Consider the following 22,174-nt stretch of genomic DNA (forward strand, 5'->3'; position numbering starts at 1 on the left):
GGAGCGCTGAGTGCCCCGGCCGCCGGTCGGCCCTCGCTCAGCCGGAGTCGTCGCGGCGCTCAGTGGTCCCGGAAGCAGAACCACCAGAACCGGAATCGGAGCCGAACCCAGAACCCGAGCCGCCGTCGCCGTCGCCTTCGCCTTCGCCGGGTCCGATCCGGATCTCGAAGTCACCGTCGTACCTCTCATGACCGGCGATCACCGCGGACTCCACCATCTCGGCGCCCACTTCCCCACGCACGATCAGCGGATCGTGCCGCAGGTCGCGCATCAGCGCCACACACATACCGAGCATGACGACCACGAAGGGGGCGGCCACCAGGATCGTCAGGTTCTGTAGTCCGGCCAGCGCATCGCCCTTCCCGTTGCCGATCAGCAGCATGATCGCGGCGACCGCACCGGTCAGCACGCCCCAGAAGACGACGACGAGCCGTGAGGGCTCGAACGCGCCCTTCTGGGAGAGCGTCCCCATCACCACGGATGCGGCGTCCGCGCCGGAGACGAAGAAGATCCCGACCAGGACCATCACCAACAGGCTCATCGCCGTGGCGATCGGGTACTCCTGGAGCACGGCGAAGAGCTGTCCCTCCGGGGTGGTCTCACCGGCGAGCTTGCCCTCCTTCTGGAGCTGCATGGCGGTGCCGCCGAAGACGGCGAACCAGACCAGGCTCACGGTGCTGGGCACCAGGATGACGCCGCCCACGAACTGACGGATCGTCCGCCCACGGCTGATGCGGGCGATGAACATGCCGACGAACGGCGTCCAGGAGATCCACCAGGCCCAGTAGAAGACGGTCCAGTTGCCGAGCCACTCGGCGACGCCCTCACCGCCGCCCGCCTCGGTGCGGCCGGCCAGTTGCGGCAGTTCACCGAAGTACGAGGCGATCGAGGTCGGCAGCAGGTCCAGGATGAGGATCGTCGGACCGGCGATGAAGACGAAGAGGGCGAGCAGCAGCGCCAACACCATGTTGATGTTGGAGAGCCATTGGATGCCCTTCTCGACCCCGGAGATCGCGGAGGCCACGAACGCCACGGTGAGGGTGGCGATGATGCCGACGAGGAGTCCGGTGCCCACGGTGGCGAGCCAGTTCAGTTCGGTGAACCCACTGCCGATCTGGAGCGCTCCGAGCCCGAGGGAAGCCGCGGAGCCGAAGAGGGTGGCGAAGATCGCCAGGATGTCGATGACGCGCCCCACACCGCCGTAGGCGTGCCGCTTGCCGATGAGCGGCTCGAAGACGGCGCTGATGGTCTGTCTGCGGCGCCTGCGGAAGGTGCTGTACGCGATGGCGAGTCCGACGACTGCGTAGATGGCCCAGGGGTGCAACGTCCAGTGGAAGAGCGTGGTGGCCATGGCGGTGCTCATCGCCTCGGCCGAGTCCTCGGGCCGGGTGCCGGGCGGAGGGGTGATGAAGTGGGCGAGCGGTTCGCTGACCCCGTAGAACATCAGACCGATCCCCATGCCGGCGCTGAACATCATCGCCACCCAGGAGACCGTGCGGAACTCGGGCCCTTCGTCCTCGTGGCCGAGGGGGATCTTCCCGTACCGACTGATCGCGAGCCACAGGGCGAACACCACGAAGCCCGAAGCGGCCAGGACGAAGGCCCAGCCGCCGTTGTGGATCAGCCCGTTGAGCAGGCTGCTGGAGATGTCCTCCAGGGCTTCGGTGGCGATGGAGCCCCAGACCACGAAGGCGAGGGTGAGGACGGCGGTGACGCCGAAGACCACGCGATCCGTCGAGGGTCGCCCGGTCTCCTGTGGATGATCGGCGAGCGAGGCCGTGACCGGCCTCGCTCCCCGATCGTCCGGTTGCTGTTCGTGCGTCACGGGTGGCACCTCTCAGGGGTAAGCGGAAAATCTGGTTCCGCATACCCCCTACCACAGGTGCCACGCATGTCAGCGATCAACAGGCGGTGACGGGCTGACCTGATGCGAGACGGTAAGTGGCCCGTGAGTCGAGCAGCAGCGGAACGAGCTTGCGCTGCGACTGGCGCAGCGGCACGAACGCGCCGTCGCCAACCTCGCGCGCCACCACTCCGTGCAGCGCCAGTTCGTCCTGGACCTCGGCGAACTGGGTCCCGTCCAGCCGGTAGCCGCAAGGGGGATCGGCCAAGGTCTCCGCCGGGGTGGCGGGAGTGTTGTCGGCACCCCCCAGATAGATCGGGCCGCGGTCCAGGAAGCCGTTCCAGCGTGCGAGGGAGGTCGCGGCCCGAACCGCGGGCCCGCGCTCACCGGCAAAGGACATCAGCCCCTCCAGAGCTGCCAGTTGACTGCCCACCCGTCGACGGTTGTTCAGGGCGGGATCGGCCTTCTCGGCGTCCGTCAGCGGGTCGACACGGCTCTCGATGAGGAGCCCGACGGAGTTCTTCACCCCCGAGGCATTGCGGAGGATGCGTTCCTGACCGTCGCCCGCCACCTGTCGGATCGGCTCGCCGGTGGCCGGATCGGTCCAGATCCCGTACGTCCCGCTCGTGTGCCCCTTGTCTTCGGCGGCCGGTCGGACATAGCGCTCGGAGAGGGCCTTCGACTCCCGGTGCACCCGGGCGTCGGTGTTCAGATTGCGCGGCCACAGATCGAAGAGGTCCCGGTCGTAGTAGGGCGGCGATGCACCGTACTCGTGCAGGTCGTAGATGACGTCGGGTCGATGGTCCCGGATGACGGCGGCCATCGCCCGGCCCTCGGCGGTCTTCAGTGCGATGTGGTCGCGGTTGACGTCCACCCGGTCGGAGTTGCCCCGGATGTCGGCCACCCGTCCGTCGGGGTTGGCGTTGGGGATGACGAGGATCTCGGTACGGGCCAGAAGTGCGCGGGTCTGACGGTCACGGGCGAAGGCCAGATCACGGACCGTGGTCAGACAAGCCTCGCGCCCGGAGGGCTCGTTGCCGTGCTGCGAACAGATCAGGAGCACGGTGGTGACGGTGGCGGCCGGCCGGGCACCGATGGCCACCAGCGCCAACTCGCGTCCTTGCTTGGTGGTTCCGATCGTGGAGAGCGCGACGCGGTCACTGGCCCGGTCGACGGCGGCGAGGAAGGAGCGCTCCTCCTCCTCGCCGGTCCAACGGGTGCCGCCGCTGGTCTCGAATCCGGTGCGCGGTGCGGTCGTCACGTCCGCGTCCGCGGCCCGTGCGGGTGCGGCCATCAGTCCGGCCGTGAGGGCGACCGTCAAGGCGGCCAGGGCGAAGGGGCGTACGTGGAACGTCATCGGCTGGCTCCCGGGATCGGTCGGACGGCACGCGGGCCCGCGACCGCATCGGGCCGGGTCGGGCTCGTCGTCGGAGCAAGGACGGGACCGCGGGTGGCGCGTTCGAAGGCGCGGGAGCCGCCGACGATGGGCAGCCGGGCGAATGTGCGCGCCAGATCGAGGGTGAGCGTCGGTGTGGTGGCCGGTGGCTCGATCAGATGGCGATCGGTGCCGGCGATGATCAGGGCGAGCCGATGGCCGGCGGGCACCACATGGTCGGCGGCATGCAGATCGAGGGTGATGGTGTGTGGCTTGCCCGGGGTCAGCGGTCGCTCCCGGCCGGGGGACGCGTGGTGGCCCAGATCGGCCCAGCCCCGGCTGAAGACGGTCTGTTCGACGGCCTTGGTCCGGGCGATCGTCTCCTGGAAGCAGGCGCTGTCGCCCGAGGTGCTCGCCCCCCAGCAGCTGCGCTGCGGCAAGGTCGTGATGCCCTCACCGGCGGCGGCGTAGTCGCGGATGACATCGGGGCCGAGGTCCACGAGTACGGCGGTGAGATGGGCGCTCGTGGTAGTCGGGGTCGCGGTGACGGTGACCGTACCGGAGCCGGACAGTCGCAGCGGACGGCTCAGCGGTCGGGAGATGAAGCCGACCTTGGCGGGGGTGGGACGGTCGACGGCGGCGGCCCAGTCGATCTCATGCTGCGTGCGGTCGTCGGTGAAGGTCTCCCGGGCACCCGGGCGCGCGGGACGCTGCGAGAGCGTTCCGACCCCCGGTCGGGCTCCCGGCCCAGGACGGAGCGTGGTGACACGGGTGGAGCGCGGTGGCCAGTGCCGGTCGGTGGTCCACTGGTCGGGCGCGCGCTCGATGTCGGCCATGGGTTCGTCGTCGATACCGTTGTCGTATCCGAGGAGGTGGTGGTCGAACCAGCGGTGCAGGGTCTTCACCCACTTCGCTCGCCGGAAGTCGAAGGGGTCGACGTGCCCGACCTGCGAGAGCCACACCTTGCGTTCGACGCCCTGGGCTGCGAGGGCGTCCCACCACTGGCCGAAGTGCTTCCCGCGGACGTTGAGGTCCTGCATTCCATGGACGGCGAAGACGCTGGCCTTGACCTTGTGGGCGGCGCGCACATAGTCGCGTTCATCCCACAGGCGGGTGTGGTCGCCGGTGCGCGGGGCGTCGTCGACCAGCCGCTTCTTGACGGCTCGACACGGTTCGCGGGCCGCGGGGCTCTCGATGTTCTCGGCGAGCCAGTCCGGGCCGGAGTCGAAGAGGGGCGCGCCCTTGGCGAAGTAGTAGTCGTACCAGGAGGAGAGTGCGCCGATGGGGACGATCGTCTTCAGACCCTCGACGCCGGTGGCGGCCACCCCGTTGGCGATGGCGCCGTCGAAGCTCTTGCCGATCATGGCGGTGTCGCCGGTGGACCAACCGGCGCTCGATAACTTGGATCCGGTGCGACTGGTGTAGCCGGCGGCGCGGCCGTTGAGCCAGTCGACGACCGCCTTGGCGGACTGGATGTCCTGTCTGCCGCCGATGTCGACGCAACCGTCCGAGCGGTTGGTGCCGGAGAGGTCGACGGCGGCGAAGGCGTAGCCGCGCGGGACGAAGTAGTTGTCGTAGTAGAGGGGGATCTGGACCGGTCTCCCCGCCGCGTCGTAGGTCTTGCGCTGGGTCTCGTTGCCCCGTCCGCAGCAGGCGTAGTAGGGGCTGGCGTCCATGATCACCGGAATCTTCTGGCCCCGGTGCACCGGTTCCGACGGGCGAACGATGTCGACGGCGACCCGGTCGCTCCTGCCGTCGCCGTCGCCGTCGAGTCGGATGTCCACCCACACCGATTCACGGATCGCCTTCTCGTAGGAGTGGATCGGTCTGCTCTCCCGGCGGTCCGCGTCCCCGCGGTCCGTCCCGGGCGCGGGCTGCGCATGCGCCGGGGCCAGGGAGACGGCCATCAGGGCGGCCGACGCCGCCAGTACGAGCGATCTGTACGTCGTGCGGGTTCCCCGCGTACGTATCGGCATGAGCGGGAAGCTACCCCCGTCGACTCACCGGCGACAGAGGGCCTTCGGCTGATTACCGGGGCGGGTGTGACCGGGCCCGCTCGCCCCCACGGCCCCCGCCGTCGGAGCGCTCAGGGGTTGCCCAGCAGGTCGCAAGGGGCTCACACCGCCGCGGGCCCCCCGCTATCCTGACTCCCCCATGGCAGCACCCCCCAGCTGCTGACCCTCCCGCGGCCGGTTCTGGGCACACGGCTGGCCGAACGAGCCAAGGAGCGCACGCCGTGACCGAGCGGACCACGGGGCCTCGTCCCACGCTGGAGTCCGTCGCCGCCCGGGCCGGGGTTTCCCGGGCCACGGCGTCCCGGGTCGTCAACGGCGGCACGGGGGTGCGGGGCGCCCTGGCGGACAAGGTGCGCCAAGCCGTCGAGGAACTGGGCTACATACCGAACCACGCGGCCAGGACGCTGGTCACCCGGCGCACGGGCGCGATCGCGGTGATCATCGGTGAGCCCGGGTTCCGGGTCTTCTCCGATCCGTTCTTCGAACGGCAGGTGCGCGGCATCAATCGGGAGTTGACGGCCCATGACGCACAGCTCGTCCTGTTGTGGGCGGAGGGCCCGGGCGACCACGATCGGATCGCCCGTTACCTGGGCGGCGGGCATGTGGACGGCGCGCTGGCGTTCTCCCTGCACACGGATGGGGCGCTGACGTCGGCGATCCAGTCGGCACGGGTGCCGGCGGTGTTCGGCGGCCGTCCCGACGGGCCGGGCGCTGCCGTGGCCGACGTACCCCATGTGGACTGTGACAACCGGGGAGGCGCCCGCGAGGCGGTCGACCATCTCATCGCGATCGGTCGGCGTCGGATCGCCCACATCGCAGGGCCGCGGGATCAGACCTCGGCCCTCGACCGGCTCGCCGGTTATCACGACGCGCTGGCGGGTGAGGGGGAGGCGCTGGTGTCGCAGGGCGATTTCACCGCGGAGAGCGGGGCGCGGGCCATGGCCGACCTGCTGTCGCGCCGACCGGACGTGGACGCGGTGTTCGCCGCCAATGATCTGATGGCGACGGGTGCGCTGCGGACGCTGCGGGAGCGGGGGCTCACGGTGCCGGCGGATGTGGCGGTGGTCGGTTTCGACGACATGCCGTCGGTGGCCGATGCGACCGATCCGCCGCTCACCACGGTGCGCCAGGACATCGAGGGCATGGGACGGCTGATGGTCCGGCTGTTGATGCAGATCCTGAAGGGCGACGGTGACGGTGGCGACGAGGGCGCAGCGGGCGGGCTGCCGGCTTCGGTGGTCACGCCGACGACCTTGGTGCGACGGGCCTCGGCGTAGTACCGGGGCCCCGCATCCTCGGCCCCGTCAGTCGGTGTGGTGGACGACGACGGAGATGGCGCGCACTTCTTCCCCGGTCATGTTCCGGTACTGGTGGGGGGTGGCCGGGTCGAACGCCAGCGAGTCCCCCGCCTCCAGGACGTACGTCTCGAAGCCGACGTCGGCGTGGAGCGTGCCCACCAGGACGAGTTGGTACTCACGGCCGTCGTGCCGGATGGGGCAGCGGGTGTCCGTGGAGCGTCCGTAGGGTGCGTAGACGACTTCCAGGAAGTCCACCCGGGCGTCCTGTAGCGGGGTGAGACGTTCCCAGCGGACGCCGCTGGCCAGATCGATGGTGCGCCGGCGTCCCTTGCGCTGGACGATGGTCTCGGCAGCCGGCTCCAGTGCCGGGCCCGTGGGGGCGGTGCCGTCCGCTTCCAGGACCGAGGTCCCGACCGTCTCCCGCCCTTCGGGTGCGCCGATCCGCACGGTACGGGCGGGTCCGCTCCCGTTGGCCGGTGCGCCGATCGTGGCTGTGGCCGTGACGAACCGGGGCGTCCCGTCTTCGTCGGTGTGCGGTGCCCCGGCGATGTGCGGGGCCTTCGCCCCCCGGGCGGCAGGCGCGGGAACCTCATCGGAATCCGCGACCCCGAAGAGGTAGTCGAGAGAGATCTCCAGTGCGTTCGCTATCCCGTAGATCACCCCGGCGGACGGTGCGGTCTGACCGCGCTCGACCTGTGAGATGAGACTCGCGGAACAGCCCGCCAACCTGCCCAGCTCGCGCAGCGACAGACCACGTTCGGCACGGACTCTTCTGAGTCTGCCGCCAAGGCCGGCGCTTTCCCCCTCAGGCTTCATCGAGCCTCCCGATCGATCCTAATACGCCGTGTTCACGCACTAGACAACTGTATAGGACTGCACAGCGCTGCACATACATGCACGTCATATTGAACACTCTTCGGCGCGTCCTGGGTAGAGCGCTACACAGATGTCCAGTGGCTATGGACACTGATGTCTGGCTTGCCCTGCCACAGTGGGACTTTACGGAGGCTTTCCGAAGAGTCCGTGCAGAACCCTTGACAGAGTGACTGCACACACGTGCACCATAACGCACATCGCACCGCGTATCGGCGCTCAGAAGAAGCTGCTGTGGAGGTTCTCGCCGTGACACAAAACGGATTGCCCACCCCTGCGGGGCGGGTTCGCCGCTCCCGCACCAGATATGCCCGCACGGCAGGCGGGCTGCTGCTCGCTACCGCTCTCACCGTCACCCTGGCCTCGTGCAGCAATACGGACGACACCACGTCCGCGCCGCAGAAGAAGTCCGGCACGGGACCGAGCGGAACCCTCAAGGTCGGCACCAACCAGCAGTTCGAAGACTGGGAGACCGTCACCAAGCAGAACAGCACCTTCACTTCGCTGGTCTACGAATCGCTGCTCAGCGTCGCCCCGGACGGATTCACCCTCAAGCCCCAGCTGGCGACGGAGTGGAAGGAGACCCAGCTCCAGGTCGAGTTCACCCTCCGCTCGGGCGTCTTCTTCCACGACGGCACCCCCTTCAACGCGGACGCCGTGGTGAAGAACCTGGAGCGGATCAAGAACACTCCGAGCCAGTACCGCAGCCAACTGGCATCGGTGAAGTCGATCACCGCGGTGGACGACACCCATGTGCGCCTCGACCTGTCGGAGCCGGCTCCTTCCCTGGTCACCAACCTCGCCCGGCTCGGGATGTACATGGTCTCCCCCAAGGCGCTCGCCGCCGGGGACTGGAAGACCCAGGGCATCGGCACCGGTCCGTGGAAGTTCGACGCGAAGGCGTCCACCAAGGGGCTGCGCACGGTCGTCACCGCCTTCGACAAGTACTACGACAAGGCGTCCATCGGTCCGGCCCGCGTCGAGGTCACCCAGATCAACGACCCCGACAGCCTCTACAACGCCCTGCGCGCCGGACAGCTCGACGTCGTGTGGACCACTCCCCCGCTCGCTGAGCGCGCGGACAAGGAGGGCATGAAGTCCACCTGGTTCCCGTCGGTGCTGTGGCACCTCCAGATGTACGACACCAAGGGCGTGTTCGCGGACAAGAAGTTCCGCCAGGCGGTCTGCTACGCGATGAACCCGCAGGACTACACGGACGCGGCGCTCGGCGGCAAGGGCAAGACCCCGCTCCAGCGCTTCCCCGAGGGCCAGCCGGGTCACAACCCGACCATCCAGGGCTACCCCTTCGACCTCGACAAGGCGAAGGCGCTCATCAAGGAGGCCGGCGGTCCCCGCGAGTTCACCCTGATCAGCTACGACACCCAGCGGACGATCGCCGAACTGTTCCGCAGCCAGATGTCGAAGATCGGCGTGAACGTCAAGCTCGAACTGCCCAACTTCCCGCAGTTCCTGAGCACGTACCAGAACGGCAAGTACCCGGCCGCGATCCTCTCCGACGGCTCCCGCTCCGGCGCGTACGACTACTACAACCGCAAGTTCGCCATCGACGCCCCGGGCAATCCGCTGAAGGTGCCCTACCCGCAGATCGACGCGGCGGCGGCCGAGGGTCTCAAGGCCACAACGCCCGAGGCACGCGACGCGGCCTGGCAGAAGCTGTCCAAGATCGTCAACGACGAGGCCCTGGACTGCGGCTACTTCGACTACACCGGCTTCTGGGCCTACAACCCGAAGAAGGTCGACAACATCAAGTCGACCACCAATGACGTCGCGGTGTTCCGCTACCGGGAAGCCCAGCCCAAGGGCTGATCCTCGCTCCACCCCGCCGGCCACCCCGGCCCTTTCCGTACCGTACGTCCCGGATGGAGAAACCCACCCATGAGCACTGTCCAGCCCCCGAGCACCCGTCCCGATCTGGTCCTTCTCAACGGCCGTGTGACCACCATGTCAACGGACGAGCAGTACGCCGAGGTCGACGCGATCGCCATCACCGGCGAGCGGGTCTCCGCCATCGGCACCAGCCGGGAGATCGAGGACCTGGCAGGACCCGACACGACCGTGGTGGACCTGGCGGGGCGCCGGGTCATCCCCGGCCTGATCGACTCCCACGTACACGTCGTCCGCGCCGGCCGCACCTGGCGGGACGAGGTCCGCTGGGAGGACGAGCTCTCCTTGGAGAGCGGTCTCGCTGCCATCACCCGGCGCGCCGCCGAACGGCCCGCCGGCAGCTGGATCAGGGTGATCGGCGGCTGGCACCCGGCGCAGTTCCCCGAGAACCGGGGACCGAGCCGCCAGGAGCTGGACGAGGCCGCGCCCGACAACCCCGTCTACGTGCAGTTCCTGTACGACTGGGCCGTTCTCAACACGGCGGCCATGCGGGAGTTGGGCGTGGACCACGCCCTCGTGCGCCAGCTCGGCGAAGAGGGCTTCAAGACCGCCTCCTTCGAGACCGACGCCGACGGCGAACTGACCGGCAAGGTCAACGGCACCCCGTTGATGGAGTGGTTCTACCGGCGGATGCCGAGCCCCACCCTGGAGGAGCAGATCGCCTCCACCGCCGAGATGTCCCGCGAGCTCAACCGCCTCGCGATCACCGGCGCCATCGACGGCGGCGGCTTCAACAGCGGACCGGCCGCCTACCCCGCGATCCGGGAGACCTGGCGGCGCGGCCAGCTCACGGTCCGCACCCGGCTCGCCGTGCACGCCGAGCGTGCCGGCACCGAGCTGGAGGACCTGGCCGGGTACCTGCGCTTCACCCCGCTGGACGTCGGCGACGGAATGCTGCGCGTCATCGGTTCCGGAGAGGTCGCCCTCTACCGGACCGTCGACAAGATCGCACACCCTGTCGTCATCGACGACGAGGTGCGGGAGCAGCTGCGCGGCATGTTCTCCGACCTGGCCAGCAACCGCTGGACCGTGCACACCCACGCACACCACCACGAGACCATCGACGCCGTCCTCACCGCCTGGGAGCAGGTGCACGCCGAGCACGACATCAGCAAGCTGCGCTGGGCACTCGTCCACGCCGAGCCCCTCAAGCCGGTTGACGTGGACCGCATCGAGGCGCTGGGCGCCGGAGTCCTCGCCCAGGGTCTGTTCCGCTTCCAGGGCGATGAGGCCATCACCGCCTGGGGAGCCGAGACCGTCTCCGAGGCCCCGCCGATGCGCAGCCTGATCGAGCGCGGCATTCCGCTCGGCCTCGGGTCCGACGCCATGCGGGTCGCCTCCTACAACCCCTTCGCCACCCTCGCCTGGTTCCTCAACGGCCGCACGGTCACCGGTAACGACACCCTCGCCCCGCAGCACCTGCTCAGCCGGGAAGAGGCACTGCGCGGCTACACCGCATCCGGTGCCTGGTTCAGCTTCGAGGAGAACGACCGCGGGCGCCTCGAACCCGGACTGCTGGCCGACCTCGCCGTCCTCAGCGACGACTACTTCAGCGTCGACGAAGAGGTCATCCCCCGTATCGAATCCGTTCTCACCGTCGTCGGCGGACGTGTGGTCCACACCGCCAAGCCCTTCGCCGACATCGCCATCGCCGCCCCCGAACCACAGGGAGTCAGCCGTGCCTGAGACCAACCGTCCCAACGAGTCCCGAGTGCTCATCAAGAACGCCACCGTTCTCACGATGGACCCCGAGCTCGGTGATCTCACCCCCGGTGACATCCTCATCGTCGGCGACCGGATCGCCGCCATCGGCACCGACCTGGTCGACGAAGACGCCCAGGAGATCGACGCCCGCGGGATGATCGCCATCCCCGGCCTCATCGACACCCACATGCACGCCTGGCAGACCCCGCTCAAGGGACTGCACTCCAGCGGCTGGACCTTCGACGACTACCAGTCCCAGGTCTTCTACCTCCGTGAGCACTTCGTCGCCGAGGACATCTACGACGCCACCCTGGCCGGCTCGGTGCAGATGCTGGACGCCGGTGTCACCGGTGTCCTGGACTTCTGTCACAACGTCATGTCGCCCGAGGCGGCCGAGGCCGGAGTGCGGGCCCACCGCACCACCGGACAGCGCACCCTGTGGGCGTACGGGATGCTCGGCAGCTTCGGTGCCCCGCCCGAGGACCACGCCTGGCGCCTCAACCACATCCGGGAACTCCACGAGGAGACCGCGGACGACGAGCTGCTGCGGGTCGGCATGGCCCTGTCGTCCATCGAGTTCGGCAGCATGGACCGGATCTCCAAGGAGATCGGTCTCGCCCGCGAACTGGGGATGCGGATGAGCGTCCACCAGAACCCGCCCGGCCAGATCCGCGCCCTGCACGAGGCCGGCCTCCTCGACGAGGACATCCTCCCGGCGCACGCCAACGCGGCGGACGACGGGGAGCTGGAACTCCTGGCGTCCTGCGGCGGCGGCATCTCCTTCACCCCCGAAGGCGAGTTCGGCGGCGGGCGTTCGATGACCGTCCTCAACCGCGCCTACAAGGCGGGCGCCTCCCCGAGCCTGGGCATCGACACCAACTCGCGGGTCTCCATCGACCTCTTCGCCACGATGCGGCTCACGTTCCTGCTGATGCGCAACGTGGACGCCTCCATCGAGCGCGAGGCGGGCCGCTGGCCGCTGGAGCGCCGCTCCGGCAGCCCGACCGTCGACCCGCGGCAGATGTTGGAGTTCGCCACGGTCAACGCGGCGCGCGCCATCGGTCTCGGCGATGAGCTCGGCGTCCTCGCCCCCGGGCGGTTCGCCGATGTCGTCCTGGTCAACACCGAGCCGTACGGCATGGCGCTCGGCGACCCGGCCGCCCACATCGTGCTCCAGACCAACCCCTCCGACGTCGACACCGTCATCGTGGGCGGAGTGGTCCGCAAGCGCGGCGGCCGGATGACCGACCTGGACCGCACGGAGGCCGGCGCCGCGGTCCGTCGGGTGCGCGAGCGCGTCTTCGCCGACGCACGATCAGCGCAAGGCGCGGACGGATGACCAAATTCGTCCTCCAGCGGCTGCTCTCCGCACTGCCCACACTGCTGCTGGTGTCGGCGTTCGTCTTCACCCTGGTGCATCTGACGCCCACCGACCCGGTGGCGCAGATCCTGGGTGAAGGCGCACCCGCCGCCGACAAGGACGCGCTCAGGGACCAGATGGGCTTGAGCAGGCCCATCTTCGAGCAGTACATCGACTGGCTCGGTGGAGCCGTCACCGGAGACCTCGGGAACTCGCTGTACACCAGCGTCCCGGTCTCCGAGTCCATCTCCACCGGCATCGGCATCACGCTCTCCCTCGCCATCGCGGGCATGGCGCTCGCCCTGCTGGCCGGCGTGCCGCTCGGGGTACTGGGTGCGCTGCGCCCGGGCACCCTCGCGGACCGTCTGCTGACGACCGTGGTGGCCCTCGGGCTCGCCGTCCCCAGCTTCTGGCTGGGACTGCTGCTGGTGCTGGTGTTCGCGGTGAACCTCGGCTGGTTGCCGGTCGTCGGCTACACACCGATCACCGAGGACCCGGGCGCCTGGGTGACCGGGATGATCCTGCCGGCGATCGCCCTCGGCTCGCACACCGCCGCCGTGATCGCCCGACAGACCCGCAGCGCCATGATCGACGCGCTGGAATCGCCGTACGTCACCACGCTCCTGGCCCGCGGCATCCGCAAGCGGAAGATCGTCCTGCGGTACGCGATCAAGAACGCCATGGTCCCGGTGCTGGCCGTGATCGCCATCCAGATGTCGGTCCTGGTCGCCGCGAGCTTCGTCATCGAACGGATCTTCGCGGTCCCCGGTCTCGGCACGATGCTCATCGACAGCGTCGTACGCGCCGACTACCCGGTGCTCCAAGGCTCCATCGTCCTCGTCGCGGTCATCGTGTTGTTGGTCAACCTGGGCGCGGACCTGCTGTACGGCGTGATCAACCCGAAGGTGAGGCCCCAATGAACGACAACCCGCGCGAGGGGACGCTCCAATCCACCGCCGTCCTCACCGAGCAGACCGATCCCGCTGACGTCCCCGGGGCCGGCGGATCCCCTGGCGACACAGCCGAGGCAGCCGCACCACGGGTCAAGGCCCGCACGCTGCGCCGGATGCTGCGCCAGCCCGTCACCCTGTTCTGCATCACCATGCTGCTGCTCCAGGTCATCCTGGCGTTCGCGGCGCCCTGGATCGCTCCGTACGACCCGGCGGCACCCAATGTGCAGAACAAGTTGCAGGGCCCCAGCGGCGATCACTGGCTCGGCACCGACGATCTGGGTCGCGACACCCTGTCGAGGCTCATCTACGGCACCCGTACCGCACTGCTCGCCTCCGCGGAGAGCGTTGCGATCGGTCTGGTGCTCGGCGTCGGCCTCGGGGTCTTCGTGGGCTACCGGGGCGGTTGGTGGGACCGGATCGGCATGCGGATCGCCGATGTGATGCAGTCGATCCCCGCCCTGCTGCTCGCCCTCGCCCTCGTCGCCGTCCTCGGCAGCGGTCTCGGCAATGCGATGCTCGCCGTCGGACTGATCTTCGCCGTGAGCTTCATGCGGATCACCCGGGCCGTCGTCCTGGCGGAACGCGAGAAGCTGTACGTGGATGCGGCGCGCGTCCTCGGGTTGCGCTCCTCGGGCATCATGCTCCGGCAGGTGCTGCCCAATGTGTCGCCGCCCATCATCGTCCAGGCGTCCATCGCACTCGGTACGGCGCTGTTGATCGAGGCGACCCTGAGCTTCCTCGGTGTCGGCATCGACGCCACCCAGGTCAGCTGGGGCGCCATGCTGGATGCGTCGCGACAGCACGTGTCCGAGCATCCGCTGCTGGCGATCCTGCCGGGAGCCGCGATCACCCTGAGCGTGCTCGTCTTCAACCTCCTCGGCGACGGGCTCAGGGACGCGGGTTCACCGCGGTCCGCGCCCCGGGCCGGTTCGGGAAAGAAGAAGGCGCTGCCGATCGTCTCCACACCGGTCGCCGCGCCCGACGACGCACTGCTGCGGGTGGACGGGCTGACCGTCACCGACCGCAACGGCGCCCAGTTGGTGTCGGACGTCTCGTTCCACATCAAGCGGGGAGAGACCTTCGGCGTGGTCGGCGAGTCCGGCTGCGGCAAGTCGATCACCGCGGCGGCGATCCTCGGGCTGCTGCCCAAGGGCGTCACCGTCGCCGGTGGTTCCATCCGGCTGGAGGACTCCGAGATCGCCGGGCTGTCCGGTGAGCGGCTGCGCCAGGTGCGCGGCAAGCGGATCGGCATGGTCTTCCAGGACCCCGGCTCCGCGCTCTCCCCCGTCCACACGGTGGGCCGCCAGCTCACCGACGCCATCCGTGCGCACTCCGGCCTCAGCAAGGACGAGGCCAACGAGCGGGCGGCGGAACTCCTCGCCCTGGTGGGCGTGCCCAATCCGCAGGAGCGTCTGAAGGACTATCCGCACCAGTTCTCCGGCGGCATGGCCCAGCGGGTCGTCATCGCGGGTGCACTCGCCTGTGATCCCGAGTTGTTGATCGCCGACGAGCCGACCACCGCGCTCGACGTCACCATCCAGGCACAGGTGCTCGATCTGCTGGCGTCCCTGCGGGAACGGCTCCAGATGTCGCTCCTGATCATCACCCATGACCTGGGGGTCGTCGCGGACACGTGCGACCGGGTCGCGGTGATGTACGCGGGGCAGATCGTCGAACAGCGCACCGTCAAGGACGCGTTCGCCGAGCCGAAGCACCCGTACACGGAGGCCCTGCTCGCCGCCGTACCGCACAGCGAGACGGACGGTGAGCCGCTGGCCACCATTCCCGGTCGGGTTCCTCCCGCCTGGGCCTGGCCGCAGGGCTGTCGCTTCCATCCGCGTTGTCCGTACGCCACGGACAACTGCCGGACCGGCTCGGTGCCGGCCGACGCGGACGGGGTGCGCTGCCTGAGGGTCACCGAACTCGAACTGGCAGGTGCCCGATGAGCATCGACATCACTCCCGACACCGAACAGCAGCCCACCCCGTCGGACGGGGCACCCCTGCTGTCGGTGGAGAACCTCACCGTGCGCTACCAGTTGGGGCGCGGCATGACCGGAAGGGCGAAGACGCTCACCGCCGTGCGGGACGTCAGTTTCGCCATCGAGAGCGGTCGTACGCTCGGACTGGTGGGCGAGTCCGGCTCCGGCAAGAGCAGCATCGGCCGGGCGATCCTCAGGCTGGCTCCGGTCTCGGGCGGACGGGTCGTCTTCGACGGCAAGGACATGGCCACCTTCGGCAAGCGAACCCCGCTGTCGTTCAACCGTGACGTGCAGGTGGTCTTCCAGGACCCCATGTCGTCACTCAACCCCCGGCAGACCATCGCCACCACGATCGGCCAGGCCATCACCCGGCACCGTCCGCTCTCCGGACTGGAGCGGGACCGGGAGGTCGAGCACGCCCTGGACCGGGTGGGGCTCTCCGGCTACCACGCCGATCGCTACCCCCACGAGCTCTCGGGCGGTCAGCGGCAGCGCGTCGCCATCGCCCGGGCGCTGGCCCCTCGCCCCCGGTTGATCGTCTGTGACGAGCCGGTCAGCGCGCTGGACGTGAGCACCCAGAGCCAGGTGATCAACCTGCTGATGGAGCTCCAGCGCGAGTTGTCCGTCAGCTATCTGTTCATCGCGCACGACCTGGAAGTCGTGCGACACATCAGCGATGACATCGGGGTGCTCTACCTGGGCCAGATGGTCGAGTCCGGTCCGGCCGACCAGGTCTACCGCACGCCTTCCCACTCCTACACCCAACGGCTGCTGGCCTCGACGCTGGTGGCCAACCCCGCCCGGCAGGCGGCTCGCACGGCCCAGCGGCGGGCGCTGGCCACGGACGCCTAGGCGTCCGCCCGGTCACGCGAGCGCTGTTCCCCCCTCTGAGCATCGGAGATCCATCATGAGCGGTTCCCTCCCCATTCCGGCGCTGCCCATAGCTCCCGCGCCCGGCCACGGCATGGTCGACTTCGAGGAGCGCGTCAACTTCGAGCGGCTGCGTTCCTACCGCACCTCCCGCATCCAGCAGGCGCTGGAGGAGAGCGAACTGGGCGCGGTGTTGGTGTTCGACAACAACAACATCCGCTATCTGACGGGCATCTCGATCGGTGAGTGGACCCGCGAAAAGCTGTCGCGGTACGCCATCTACACCCGTACCGGCGAGGTCATCCTCTGGGACTTCGGCTCGGCTGCGGTGCACAACCGGATGTACGCACCGTGGATGAAGCCCGAGAACTGTCTGTCGTCCTGGACGACCATGCGCGGCGCGGTGCCGCCGGACGCGGGGCTGATGGCCAAGGCCATCACCGAGATCAAGGACCGGCTCGCCGCTGCGGGGGTGGGCGGCATGCCCATCGGTGTGGACATCCTCGACATACCGCTACACTCCGAGCTCGTCCGGCAGGGCATCGACGTCCGGGACGGCCAGCAGGTGATGCTGGACGCCCGTCAGATCAAGAACCGCGACGAGATCACCCTGCTGTCCATGGCCGCGGCCATGGTGGACGGCGCCTACCACGACATCACCGAGGCGCTGAAGCCCGGTGTGCGTGAGAACGAGATCGTGGCGCTGGCCAACAAGCGTCTGTACGAGATGGGTTCGGACGACGTCGAGTCGATCAACGCGGTCTCGGGCGAGCGCTGCAACCCGCACCCGCACAACTTCTCGGACCGCATCATCCGCCCGGGTGACCAGGCGTTCTTCGACATCATGCACTCGTACAACGGCTACCGGACCTGCTACTACCGCACGTTCAACGTCGGCCGGGCGACCCAGGTGCAGCACGACGCCTACTCGCGTGCCCGGGAGTGGATGGACATCGCGATCCAGGCGATCAAGCCCGGTGTGTCCACCGCCGATGTGGCGCGGCTGTGGCCGACCGCGGAGGAGATCGGTGTCCAGGACGAGAAGACGGCGTTCGGTCTGCTCTTCGGCCACGGTCTGGGTCTGGCGCTGCACGAGCGGCCCATCATCAGCCGGCTGACCTCGTTGGAGAACCCGATGCTGATCGAGGAGGGCATGGTCTTCGCCCTGGAGACCTACTGCCCGGCGGCTGACGGGGTCTCCGCGGCCCGGATCGAGGAAGAGGTCGTGGTCACCGCGTCCGGCGTGGAGATCCTGACCCGCTTCCCGGCCGACGAGTTGTTCATCGCCAACAAGTACTGATCCACGGCGAGACCCCGGGCGCGTCGAAGGGACGGGCGACTCCCCTCGGGGGGACTCCCCCCGAGGGACCGGCTCGCCCAGATCATCGCCACGGCCGTGGGTCACTGACGAACATCATGAATTTCGCTCAGATATGACCCATATTGAGCACAGTTTCCAGCATGAGCAGTTTCTTGCAATCAAAGATCGAAAGGGTACAAACAATGAGCGGAACCCGCGGTGAGCGGCTCGGTTGGCTCGGCACCGGTCGCATGGGCACGGTGATGGCCGGCGCCCTGCTGGACGGTGGCTCGGACGTCTCCGTATGGAACCGTACGGCCTCGAAGACCGCACCCCTGGTAGAGAAGGGCGCCAAGGCGGTCGACTCCATCACGGACCTGGCGGACGTGGACATCGTCTTCGTGATGGTCTCCGCGAGCGCGGACCTGATCACGGTCACCACCGGTGAGGGCGGTCTGCTGCGAGCGAAGAAGCTGCCGCAGGTCATCGTCGACTGTTCGACCGTCTCCGCCGAGGCATCGGCCGAGGTGCGCGCCGCTGCCGAGGCCGCCGGCGTCGCCTTCCTGGCCTCTCCCATCAGTGGTAACCCGGCCATGGTCGCCGACGGCCGGGGCGCGATCGTGGCCTCCGGGCCGCGGGAGACCTACGACCGGGTGGCGCCCTACCTGGAGATGATCGCCCCCACCGTGGTCCACGCCGGACCGGGCGAGCAGAGCCGACTGGTGAAGATCTGCCACAACCTGATGCTCGGCATGATCACCCAGGCGCTGGTGGAGGTCACCACGCTCGCCGAGAAGGGCGGCGTGCCGAAGGCCGCGTTCGTGGACTTCATCAACGGCTCGGTGCTCGGGTCGACCTTCATCAAGCACAAGGGCCGGGCGCTGGTCGAGCGCGACTACACGCCCACCTTCAACAACAAGATGCTGCGCAAGGACTTCGACCTCGGCCTCGGCGCAGCCCGCCAGTTGGAGGTCCCGCTGCCGGTGAGCAGCATGGTCCACCAGCTGATCCAGACCGCGATCGGCCACGGCTTCGCCGAGCAGGACTACGCCGCCCTGTACGAGGTGGAGGCGCGGGCCGCCGGTATGCGTGACGGAGACTCCGAGCAAGCCGAGTAACGGACGTCTCCCACTGAACCGACCGCCGTGTGCGTACCAGCGCTCCCCTGTCCTGCGAGGGTGCGCACGCGGCGGTCATCCACGTGACCGGACCGGGGCGCACCACCCGGTCCGGTCACATCGGATTTCCAGGTCGTACGCAACGGGATCGCGGTCACACGCCTTCGGCTGCGAACCGCACGAAACGCACCCAGCCCACACGCCCAACGGCGAACGACGGACGCTCCACATCCTTGGAATCCCGCACACACACCACCTGCTCCACAACGGCGACCTCCACACAGTCGTCGCCCTGCGCACTGCTGTAACTCGACCTGAACCAGCAACGCTCGACCGGACTCATAACACTCCTCGCATCCGCTCCAGCAGACCCAACGAGTCTTTCGGGGAGAGAGCCTGCGAGCGCAGTCTGGCATAGCGCATCCGAATCCTGCGGACCTGATTCCCGTCAGAGATGAGTCTGCCGCTTTCTTGTCCCTCCGAGTACGCCAGCCGGCGTCCCTCCATCGTTTCCAGAAGGCGAACGGAGCCAGCCAGGCACGCGTGGTGCTCACTGTCGACGGGCATGATCTGGATGGTGACATTGCGCAGGGATGCAAGCTCGCAGATGTGGTCGAGCAGGCCCACCATCACCCCAACTCCGCCGAGTCGACGCATGAGTACGCCTGCCTCGATGACAAAGTCGAACGCACAGTTGGGACGCTCCCGAAGGAGTCTCTGCCGCTCCAGACGCGCCCCTACCGTGGCCTCCAACTCATCGTCTCCCATCGGCGGAACATCATTCTCACAGAGGGCACGCGCGTACCCCTCCGACTGCAACAACCCCGGCACCAGACGGCATTCGTAGGTGCACAGGCTGACGGCCGCCCTCTCCAATCTGGCCCATCGACGGAACCAAACGGCCAACCCGGGCTCGCTCCTCGTCAGGTGCCTGGCCGCCTTGCGCAGCGCACCCGTGTTTCCCAGGAGTTCTTCGGCCCTCTCCACGAAGGCGGGATCTGGCATCCGGCGGCCGAGTTCCACCGATGCCACCGTGTGCTTCGAGTACCGCACGCGCGTCCCGAACTCCTCGCGGGTGATGCCCGCGTGTTCCCGTAATGCCTGGACGACCGCCCCGAAGGTCCGCAGACTGTCCGAAGGGTCAGGCTCCCGCTCCCAGTCACCCACCGTCGTGTCCGTCTCGTCCACGGTCATACGCCACACCTCCGGGGCCATGAACGGGGCCTGTTCCGCCCCTGAGCATCACTCACCCAGCGTGTTGGACGGATCGGCGTACTGTCCATCGAACAGTCACGTACGCGATGCGCGCGTACCAGGATCACCCCTGGTAGGGGCCTTGGACCCAGCGGCATGGTGACAGTCATGCACTTCACAGCGCCTGAATGCGCCGTCACCGTACGTGTGTTCTCCAAGAGGTTTCCTTGCACCGCCAGGAGCGCCCGACTCGCCCGGCGAGTCACCGCCGCAACACTGGACCGCTGGGAGGTGGCGAGCGAGATCAGGGACCGGGCGGAGGCCGTCATCGCCGAGTTGGCCACCAACGCGGCAATCCATGCGTGGGTGCGTGGGCGCGGATTCCGGGTCGCACTGCGGTGGGACACGACCTGTGGCCTCCTGCTGCTGGAGGTCACCGACGCCCGCGGCGACCGGGCGCTCCCCCGAAGCGCGACGCCGACGGACGTACGGGATGCCGAAGCGGAGTCGGGACGCGGCCTGCTGATGGTCGCGGCGCTCGCCGATCGATGGGGTGCCCGACCCCATCCGCCGAGCGGCAAAACCGTGTGGGTGGAATTGGAGACCGCAGGTCTCTGAGGTGAGGACGTGGCGTTGGGCCTGGGCGGCCTGGTCGCGTGGGGTGAACACCGATGCCCGTCGCGACCCCTGCGGCTGCCAGCGCGGGCAGAACCTCATGTTCTCCACTGCGCTGCGGGATCGCCTGCCGGACTCATGTGATGTGCCGGACTCGTGTGATGCCTGTAAGCGGCATCACGCCGGACAGTACGCCGAAGGGGCAGGCCCACCCCCCATGATGGGCCTGCCCCTTCCGGTGGTGCGCTCGCGAGGCGGGCGACTACCAGTCAGTGGCGATGTACTTGGTCTCGGTGTACTCAAGGATTCCCTCGTGCCCGCCTTCGCGCCCCAGCCCGCTCTGCTTGACGCCTCCGAAGGGTGCGGCGGGGTCGGAGACGATGCCGCGGTTGAGGCCGACCATTCCGGTCTCCAGCGCTCCGGAGACCGCGAGGCCCCGACGAAGATCGCGGGTGTAGACGTAGGACACGAGGCCGTACTCGGTGGCGTTGGCGAGCCGGATCGCCTCGGCCTCGTCGCGGAACCTGACGAGCGGGGCCACCGGTCCGAAGATCTCCTCGTCCAGGATGGCGGAGCCGGGGGCCACCTCGTCGAGGACGGTGGGCTCGTAGTAGTAGCCGATGCGGTCCGGGATGCGCCCGCCGGTGCGCACCCTGGCGCCGCGCGCCACCGCGTCGTCGACGAGTTCGGCGACCTTGGCCTGTGCTTCGGCGTTCACCAGCGGTCCGACCTCGGTGTCCTTCTCCAGTCCGGGCCCCATGCGCAGGGAGCCCATCGCGGCGGCGAGCCGGATGCCGAACTCCTCGGCCACGGACTCATGGACGTAGAAGCGGTTGGCGGCCGTGCAGGCTTCGCCGCCGTTGCGCATCTTGGCGAGCATGGCGCCCTGGACGGCGGCGTCGAGGTCGGCGTCCTCCAGGACCAGGAAGGGTGCGTTGCCACCGAGTTCCATGGAGGTGCTCAGGACCCGGTCGGCCGCGCCGTGCAGAAGCCGCCGGCCGACCTCGGTGGAGCCGGTGAAGGAGAGCTTCCGTACGGCCCGGTGCTCAAGCATGGCGGTGACGACGGCTCCGGAGCGGTCCGCGGGGACCACATTGACCACCCCGTCGGGCGCGCCGGCCTCCGCCATGAGGGCACCGATGGCCAGCGCGGTCAAAGGGGTGTCGCTGGCGGGCTTCAGAACGACCGAGCACCCGGCGGCCAACGCCGGCCCGATCTTGCGGGTCGCCATCGCAGCGGGGTAGTTCCACGGCGTTACCAGCACGGCGACGCCGATGGGCGCGCGGTCGACGAGTATCCGGTAGCCGCCCGCCGGGGCGTGCTGAACGGTGCCCGCCAGACGTACCGCCTCCTCGGAGTACCAACGGAAGAACTCCGCGGCGTAGGCGACCTCGGCCCGGGCGTCGGGCAGGGCCTTGCCGTTCTCGGCGCTGATCAGGGTGGCGAAGAACTCCGACCGCTCGGTCATCAGCTCATAGGCGCGCCGCAGGACGGCCGAGCGCTGGCGCGCGGGAGTGGCGGCCCATCCGGGTAGTGCCTGCTCCGCTGCGTCGACCGCGGCGACGGCGTCACCGGCGGTGGCGGAGGCCACCTGGGCGATCGGCATGGCGGCGGCGGGATCGTGGACCTCGATGCGGCGCCCGTCGGACGAGGGACGCCAGGCACCCCCGATGAGCAGTTCGGTGGGGCAGTGGTCGAGGGCGACGCGCAGTTCCATGGGACTCCTCAGCAGGAAAAGGGCATTGGCTTAGCCAATTAGCCAATATAGGC

Annotated in this window: 17 protein-coding genes; 10 read left to right on the forward strand and 7 right to left on the reverse strand. The window is 68.7% G+C overall.

The genetic code is table 11. From position 1 onward, the window contains the following. Nucleotides 1-37: 37 nt before the first annotated feature. The 3 genes from ACFXJL_RS19830 to ACFXJL_RS19840 all read right to left on the reverse strand — a co-directional run bounded on the left by ACFXJL_RS19830 (nucleotide 38) and on the right by ACFXJL_RS19840 (nucleotide 5,194). Nucleotides 38-1,825 (reverse strand): BCCT family transporter, encoded by a 1,788-nt coding sequence (locus ACFXJL_RS19830; RefSeq protein ID WP_384633583.1) that lies wholly within the window; start codon nucleotides 1,823-1,825, stop codon nucleotides 38-40. A 76-nt stretch (nucleotides 1,826-1,901) separates the two neighbouring features. Then, nucleotides 1,902-3,200 carry a M14 family metallocarboxypeptidase gene (locus tag ACFXJL_RS19835; RefSeq protein ID WP_384694135.1) on the reverse strand — a complete coding sequence of 433 codons (1,299 nt, stop codon included), beginning with the start codon at nucleotides 3,198-3,200 and terminating at the stop codon, nucleotides 1,902-1,904. Beyond that, nucleotides 3,197-5,194 (reverse strand): Xaa-Pro dipeptidyl-peptidase, encoded by a 1,998-nt coding sequence (locus ACFXJL_RS19840; RefSeq protein WP_384694138.1) that lies wholly within the window; start codon nucleotides 5,192-5,194, stop codon nucleotides 3,197-3,199. Before ACFXJL_RS19840 ends, ACFXJL_RS19835 begins: the two co-directional genes overlap by 4 nt. 260 nt (nucleotides 5,195-5,454) lie before the next feature. On the opposite strand from ACFXJL_RS19840, the gene ACFXJL_RS19845 reads away from it, so the two are divergent. Then, nucleotides 5,455-6,510: a LacI family DNA-binding transcriptional regulator gene (locus tag ACFXJL_RS19845; RefSeq protein ID WP_384633574.1), complete on the forward strand. Its 1,056-nt coding sequence runs from the start codon at nucleotides 5,455-5,457 to the stop codon at nucleotides 6,508-6,510. 27 nt (nucleotides 6,511-6,537) lie between these two features. Here ACFXJL_RS19845 and ACFXJL_RS19850 read toward each other — a convergent pair whose 3' ends face one another. After that, complete coding sequence (locus ACFXJL_RS19850) at nucleotides 6,538-7,347, reverse strand: helix-turn-helix domain-containing protein (RefSeq protein WP_384694141.1); 810 nt, start codon at nucleotides 7,345-7,347, stop codon at nucleotides 6,538-6,540. Between the two features lie 306 nt (nucleotides 7,348-7,653). Here ACFXJL_RS19850 and ACFXJL_RS19855 point away from each other — a divergent pair, with 306 nt between their 5' ends. The 8 genes from ACFXJL_RS19855 to ACFXJL_RS19890 all read left to right on the forward strand — a co-directional run bounded on the left by ACFXJL_RS19855 (nucleotide 7,654) and on the right by ACFXJL_RS19890 (nucleotide 18,595). Then, nucleotides 7,654-9,231 (forward strand): ABC transporter substrate-binding protein, encoded by a 1,578-nt coding sequence (locus ACFXJL_RS19855; RefSeq protein ID WP_358879310.1) that lies wholly within the window; start codon nucleotides 7,654-7,656, stop codon nucleotides 9,229-9,231. Nucleotides 9,232-9,300: 69 nt separating this feature from the next. After that, entirely contained in the window at nucleotides 9,301-10,995 is a 1,695-nt protein-coding gene (locus tag ACFXJL_RS19860) for an amidohydrolase (RefSeq protein WP_358879311.1), read from the forward strand. Continuing rightward, nucleotides 10,988-12,352, forward strand: a complete 1,365-nt coding sequence (locus ACFXJL_RS19865; protein WP_358879312.1) for an amidohydrolase family protein — start codon at nucleotides 10,988-10,990, stop codon at nucleotides 12,350-12,352. The genes ACFXJL_RS19860 and ACFXJL_RS19865 overlap by 8 nt, the downstream gene beginning before the upstream one ends. Continuing rightward, nucleotides 12,349-13,293: an ABC transporter permease gene (locus ACFXJL_RS19870; RefSeq protein WP_384694146.1), complete on the forward strand. Its 945-nt coding sequence runs from the start codon at nucleotides 12,349-12,351 to the stop codon at nucleotides 13,291-13,293. Before ACFXJL_RS19865 ends, ACFXJL_RS19870 begins: the two co-directional genes overlap by 4 nt. After that, nucleotides 13,290-15,272, forward strand: a complete 1,983-nt coding sequence (locus ACFXJL_RS19875) for a dipeptide/oligopeptide/nickel ABC transporter permease/ATP-binding protein (RefSeq protein WP_384633568.1) — start codon at nucleotides 13,290-13,292, stop codon at nucleotides 15,270-15,272. Before ACFXJL_RS19870 ends, ACFXJL_RS19875 begins: the two co-directional genes overlap by 4 nt. Further along, nucleotides 15,269-16,159 (forward strand): ATP-binding cassette domain-containing protein, encoded by an 891-nt coding sequence (locus ACFXJL_RS19880; RefSeq protein ID WP_358879314.1) that lies wholly within the window; start codon nucleotides 15,269-15,271, stop codon nucleotides 16,157-16,159. The genes ACFXJL_RS19875 and ACFXJL_RS19880 overlap by 4 nt, the downstream gene beginning before the upstream one ends. Nucleotides 16,160-16,214: 55 nt before the next feature. Then, nucleotides 16,215-17,477, forward strand: a complete 1,263-nt coding sequence (locus ACFXJL_RS19885) for a Xaa-Pro peptidase family protein (protein WP_358879315.1) — start codon at nucleotides 16,215-16,217, stop codon at nucleotides 17,475-17,477. A 203-nt stretch (nucleotides 17,478-17,680) separates the two neighbouring features. Continuing rightward, on the forward strand, nucleotides 17,681-18,595 hold the full coding sequence (locus ACFXJL_RS19890) for an NAD(P)-dependent oxidoreductase (RefSeq protein ID WP_329025016.1): 915 nt from the start codon (nucleotides 17,681-17,683) through the stop codon (nucleotides 18,593-18,595). Nucleotides 18,596-18,749: 154 nt separating this feature from the next. Here ACFXJL_RS19890 and ACFXJL_RS19895 read toward each other — a convergent pair whose 3' ends face one another. Beyond that, the gene (locus tag ACFXJL_RS19895) at nucleotides 18,750-18,938 is read right to left on the reverse strand and encodes a DUF397 domain-containing protein (protein WP_358879316.1); all 189 of its coding nucleotides are present in this window, start codon (nucleotides 18,936-18,938) and stop codon (nucleotides 18,750-18,752) included. Next, entirely contained in the window at nucleotides 18,935-19,789 is an 855-nt protein-coding gene (locus ACFXJL_RS19900) for a Scr1 family TA system antitoxin-like transcriptional regulator (protein WP_384694152.1), read from the reverse strand. Before ACFXJL_RS19900 ends, ACFXJL_RS19895 begins: the two co-directional genes overlap by 4 nt. A 168-nt stretch (nucleotides 19,790-19,957) precedes the next feature. Between ACFXJL_RS19900 and ACFXJL_RS19905 the strand changes: the two genes are divergently transcribed. Next, complete coding sequence (locus tag ACFXJL_RS19905) at nucleotides 19,958-20,407, forward strand: ATP-binding protein (protein WP_384694155.1); 450 nt, start codon at nucleotides 19,958-19,960, stop codon at nucleotides 20,405-20,407. A gap of 259 nt (nucleotides 20,408-20,666) precedes the next feature. Here ACFXJL_RS19905 and ACFXJL_RS19910 read toward each other — a convergent pair whose 3' ends face one another. After that, nucleotides 20,667-22,121 (reverse strand): NAD-dependent succinate-semialdehyde dehydrogenase, encoded by a 1,455-nt coding sequence (locus ACFXJL_RS19910; RefSeq protein ID WP_358879320.1) that lies wholly within the window; start codon nucleotides 22,119-22,121, stop codon nucleotides 20,667-20,669. Between the last annotated feature and the right edge of the window lie 53 nt (nucleotides 22,122-22,174).

The sequence above is a fragment of the Streptomyces sp. NPDC059256 genome (assembly GCF_042753785.1).
Lineage (GTDB): Bacteria > Actinomycetota > Actinomycetes > Streptomycetales > Streptomycetaceae > Streptomyces.

Bases quoted from the DNA above. Each gene is read 5' to 3' on its own strand.
- ACFXJL_RS19835 (WP_384694135.1), bottom strand. From the start codon at position 3,200: ATGACGTTCCACGTACGCCCCTTCGCCCTGGCCGCCTTGACGGTCGCC.
- ACFXJL_RS19840 (WP_384694138.1), bottom strand. From the start codon at position 5,194: ATGCCGATACGTACGCGGGGAACCCGCACGACGTACAGATCGCTCGTA.
- ACFXJL_RS19850 (WP_384694141.1), bottom strand. From the start codon at position 7,347: ATGAAGCCTGAGGGGGAAAGCGCCGGCCTTGGCGGCAGACTCAGAAGA.
- ACFXJL_RS19860 (WP_358879311.1), top strand. From the start codon at position 9,301: ATGAGCACTGTCCAGCCCCCGAGCACCCGTCCCGATCTGGTCCTTCTC.
- ACFXJL_RS19870 (WP_384694146.1), top strand. From the start codon at position 12,349: ATGACCAAATTCGTCCTCCAGCGGCTGCTCTCCGCACTGCCCACACTG.
- ACFXJL_RS19875 (WP_384633568.1), top strand. From the start codon at position 13,290: ATGAACGACAACCCGCGCGAGGGGACGCTCCAATCCACCGCCGTCCTC.
- ACFXJL_RS19880 (WP_358879314.1), top strand. From the start codon at position 15,269: ATGAGCATCGACATCACTCCCGACACCGAACAGCAGCCCACCCCGTCG.
- ACFXJL_RS19885 (WP_358879315.1), top strand. From the start codon at position 16,215: ATGAGCGGTTCCCTCCCCATTCCGGCGCTGCCCATAGCTCCCGCGCCC.
- ACFXJL_RS19890 (WP_329025016.1), top strand. From the start codon at position 17,681: ATGAGCGGAACCCGCGGTGAGCGGCTCGGTTGGCTCGGCACCGGTCGC.
- ACFXJL_RS19895 (WP_358879316.1), bottom strand. From the start codon at position 18,938: ATGAGTCCGGTCGAGCGTTGCTGGTTCAGGTCGAGTTACAGCAGTGCG.
- ACFXJL_RS19900 (WP_384694152.1), bottom strand. From the start codon at position 19,789: ATGACCGTGGACGAGACGGACACGACGGTGGGTGACTGGGAGCGGGAG.
- ACFXJL_RS19905 (WP_384694155.1), top strand. From the start codon at position 19,958: ATGCACTTCACAGCGCCTGAATGCGCCGTCACCGTACGTGTGTTCTCC.
- ACFXJL_RS19910 (WP_358879320.1), bottom strand. From the start codon at position 22,121: ATGGAACTGCGCGTCGCCCTCGACCACTGCCCCACCGAACTGCTCATC.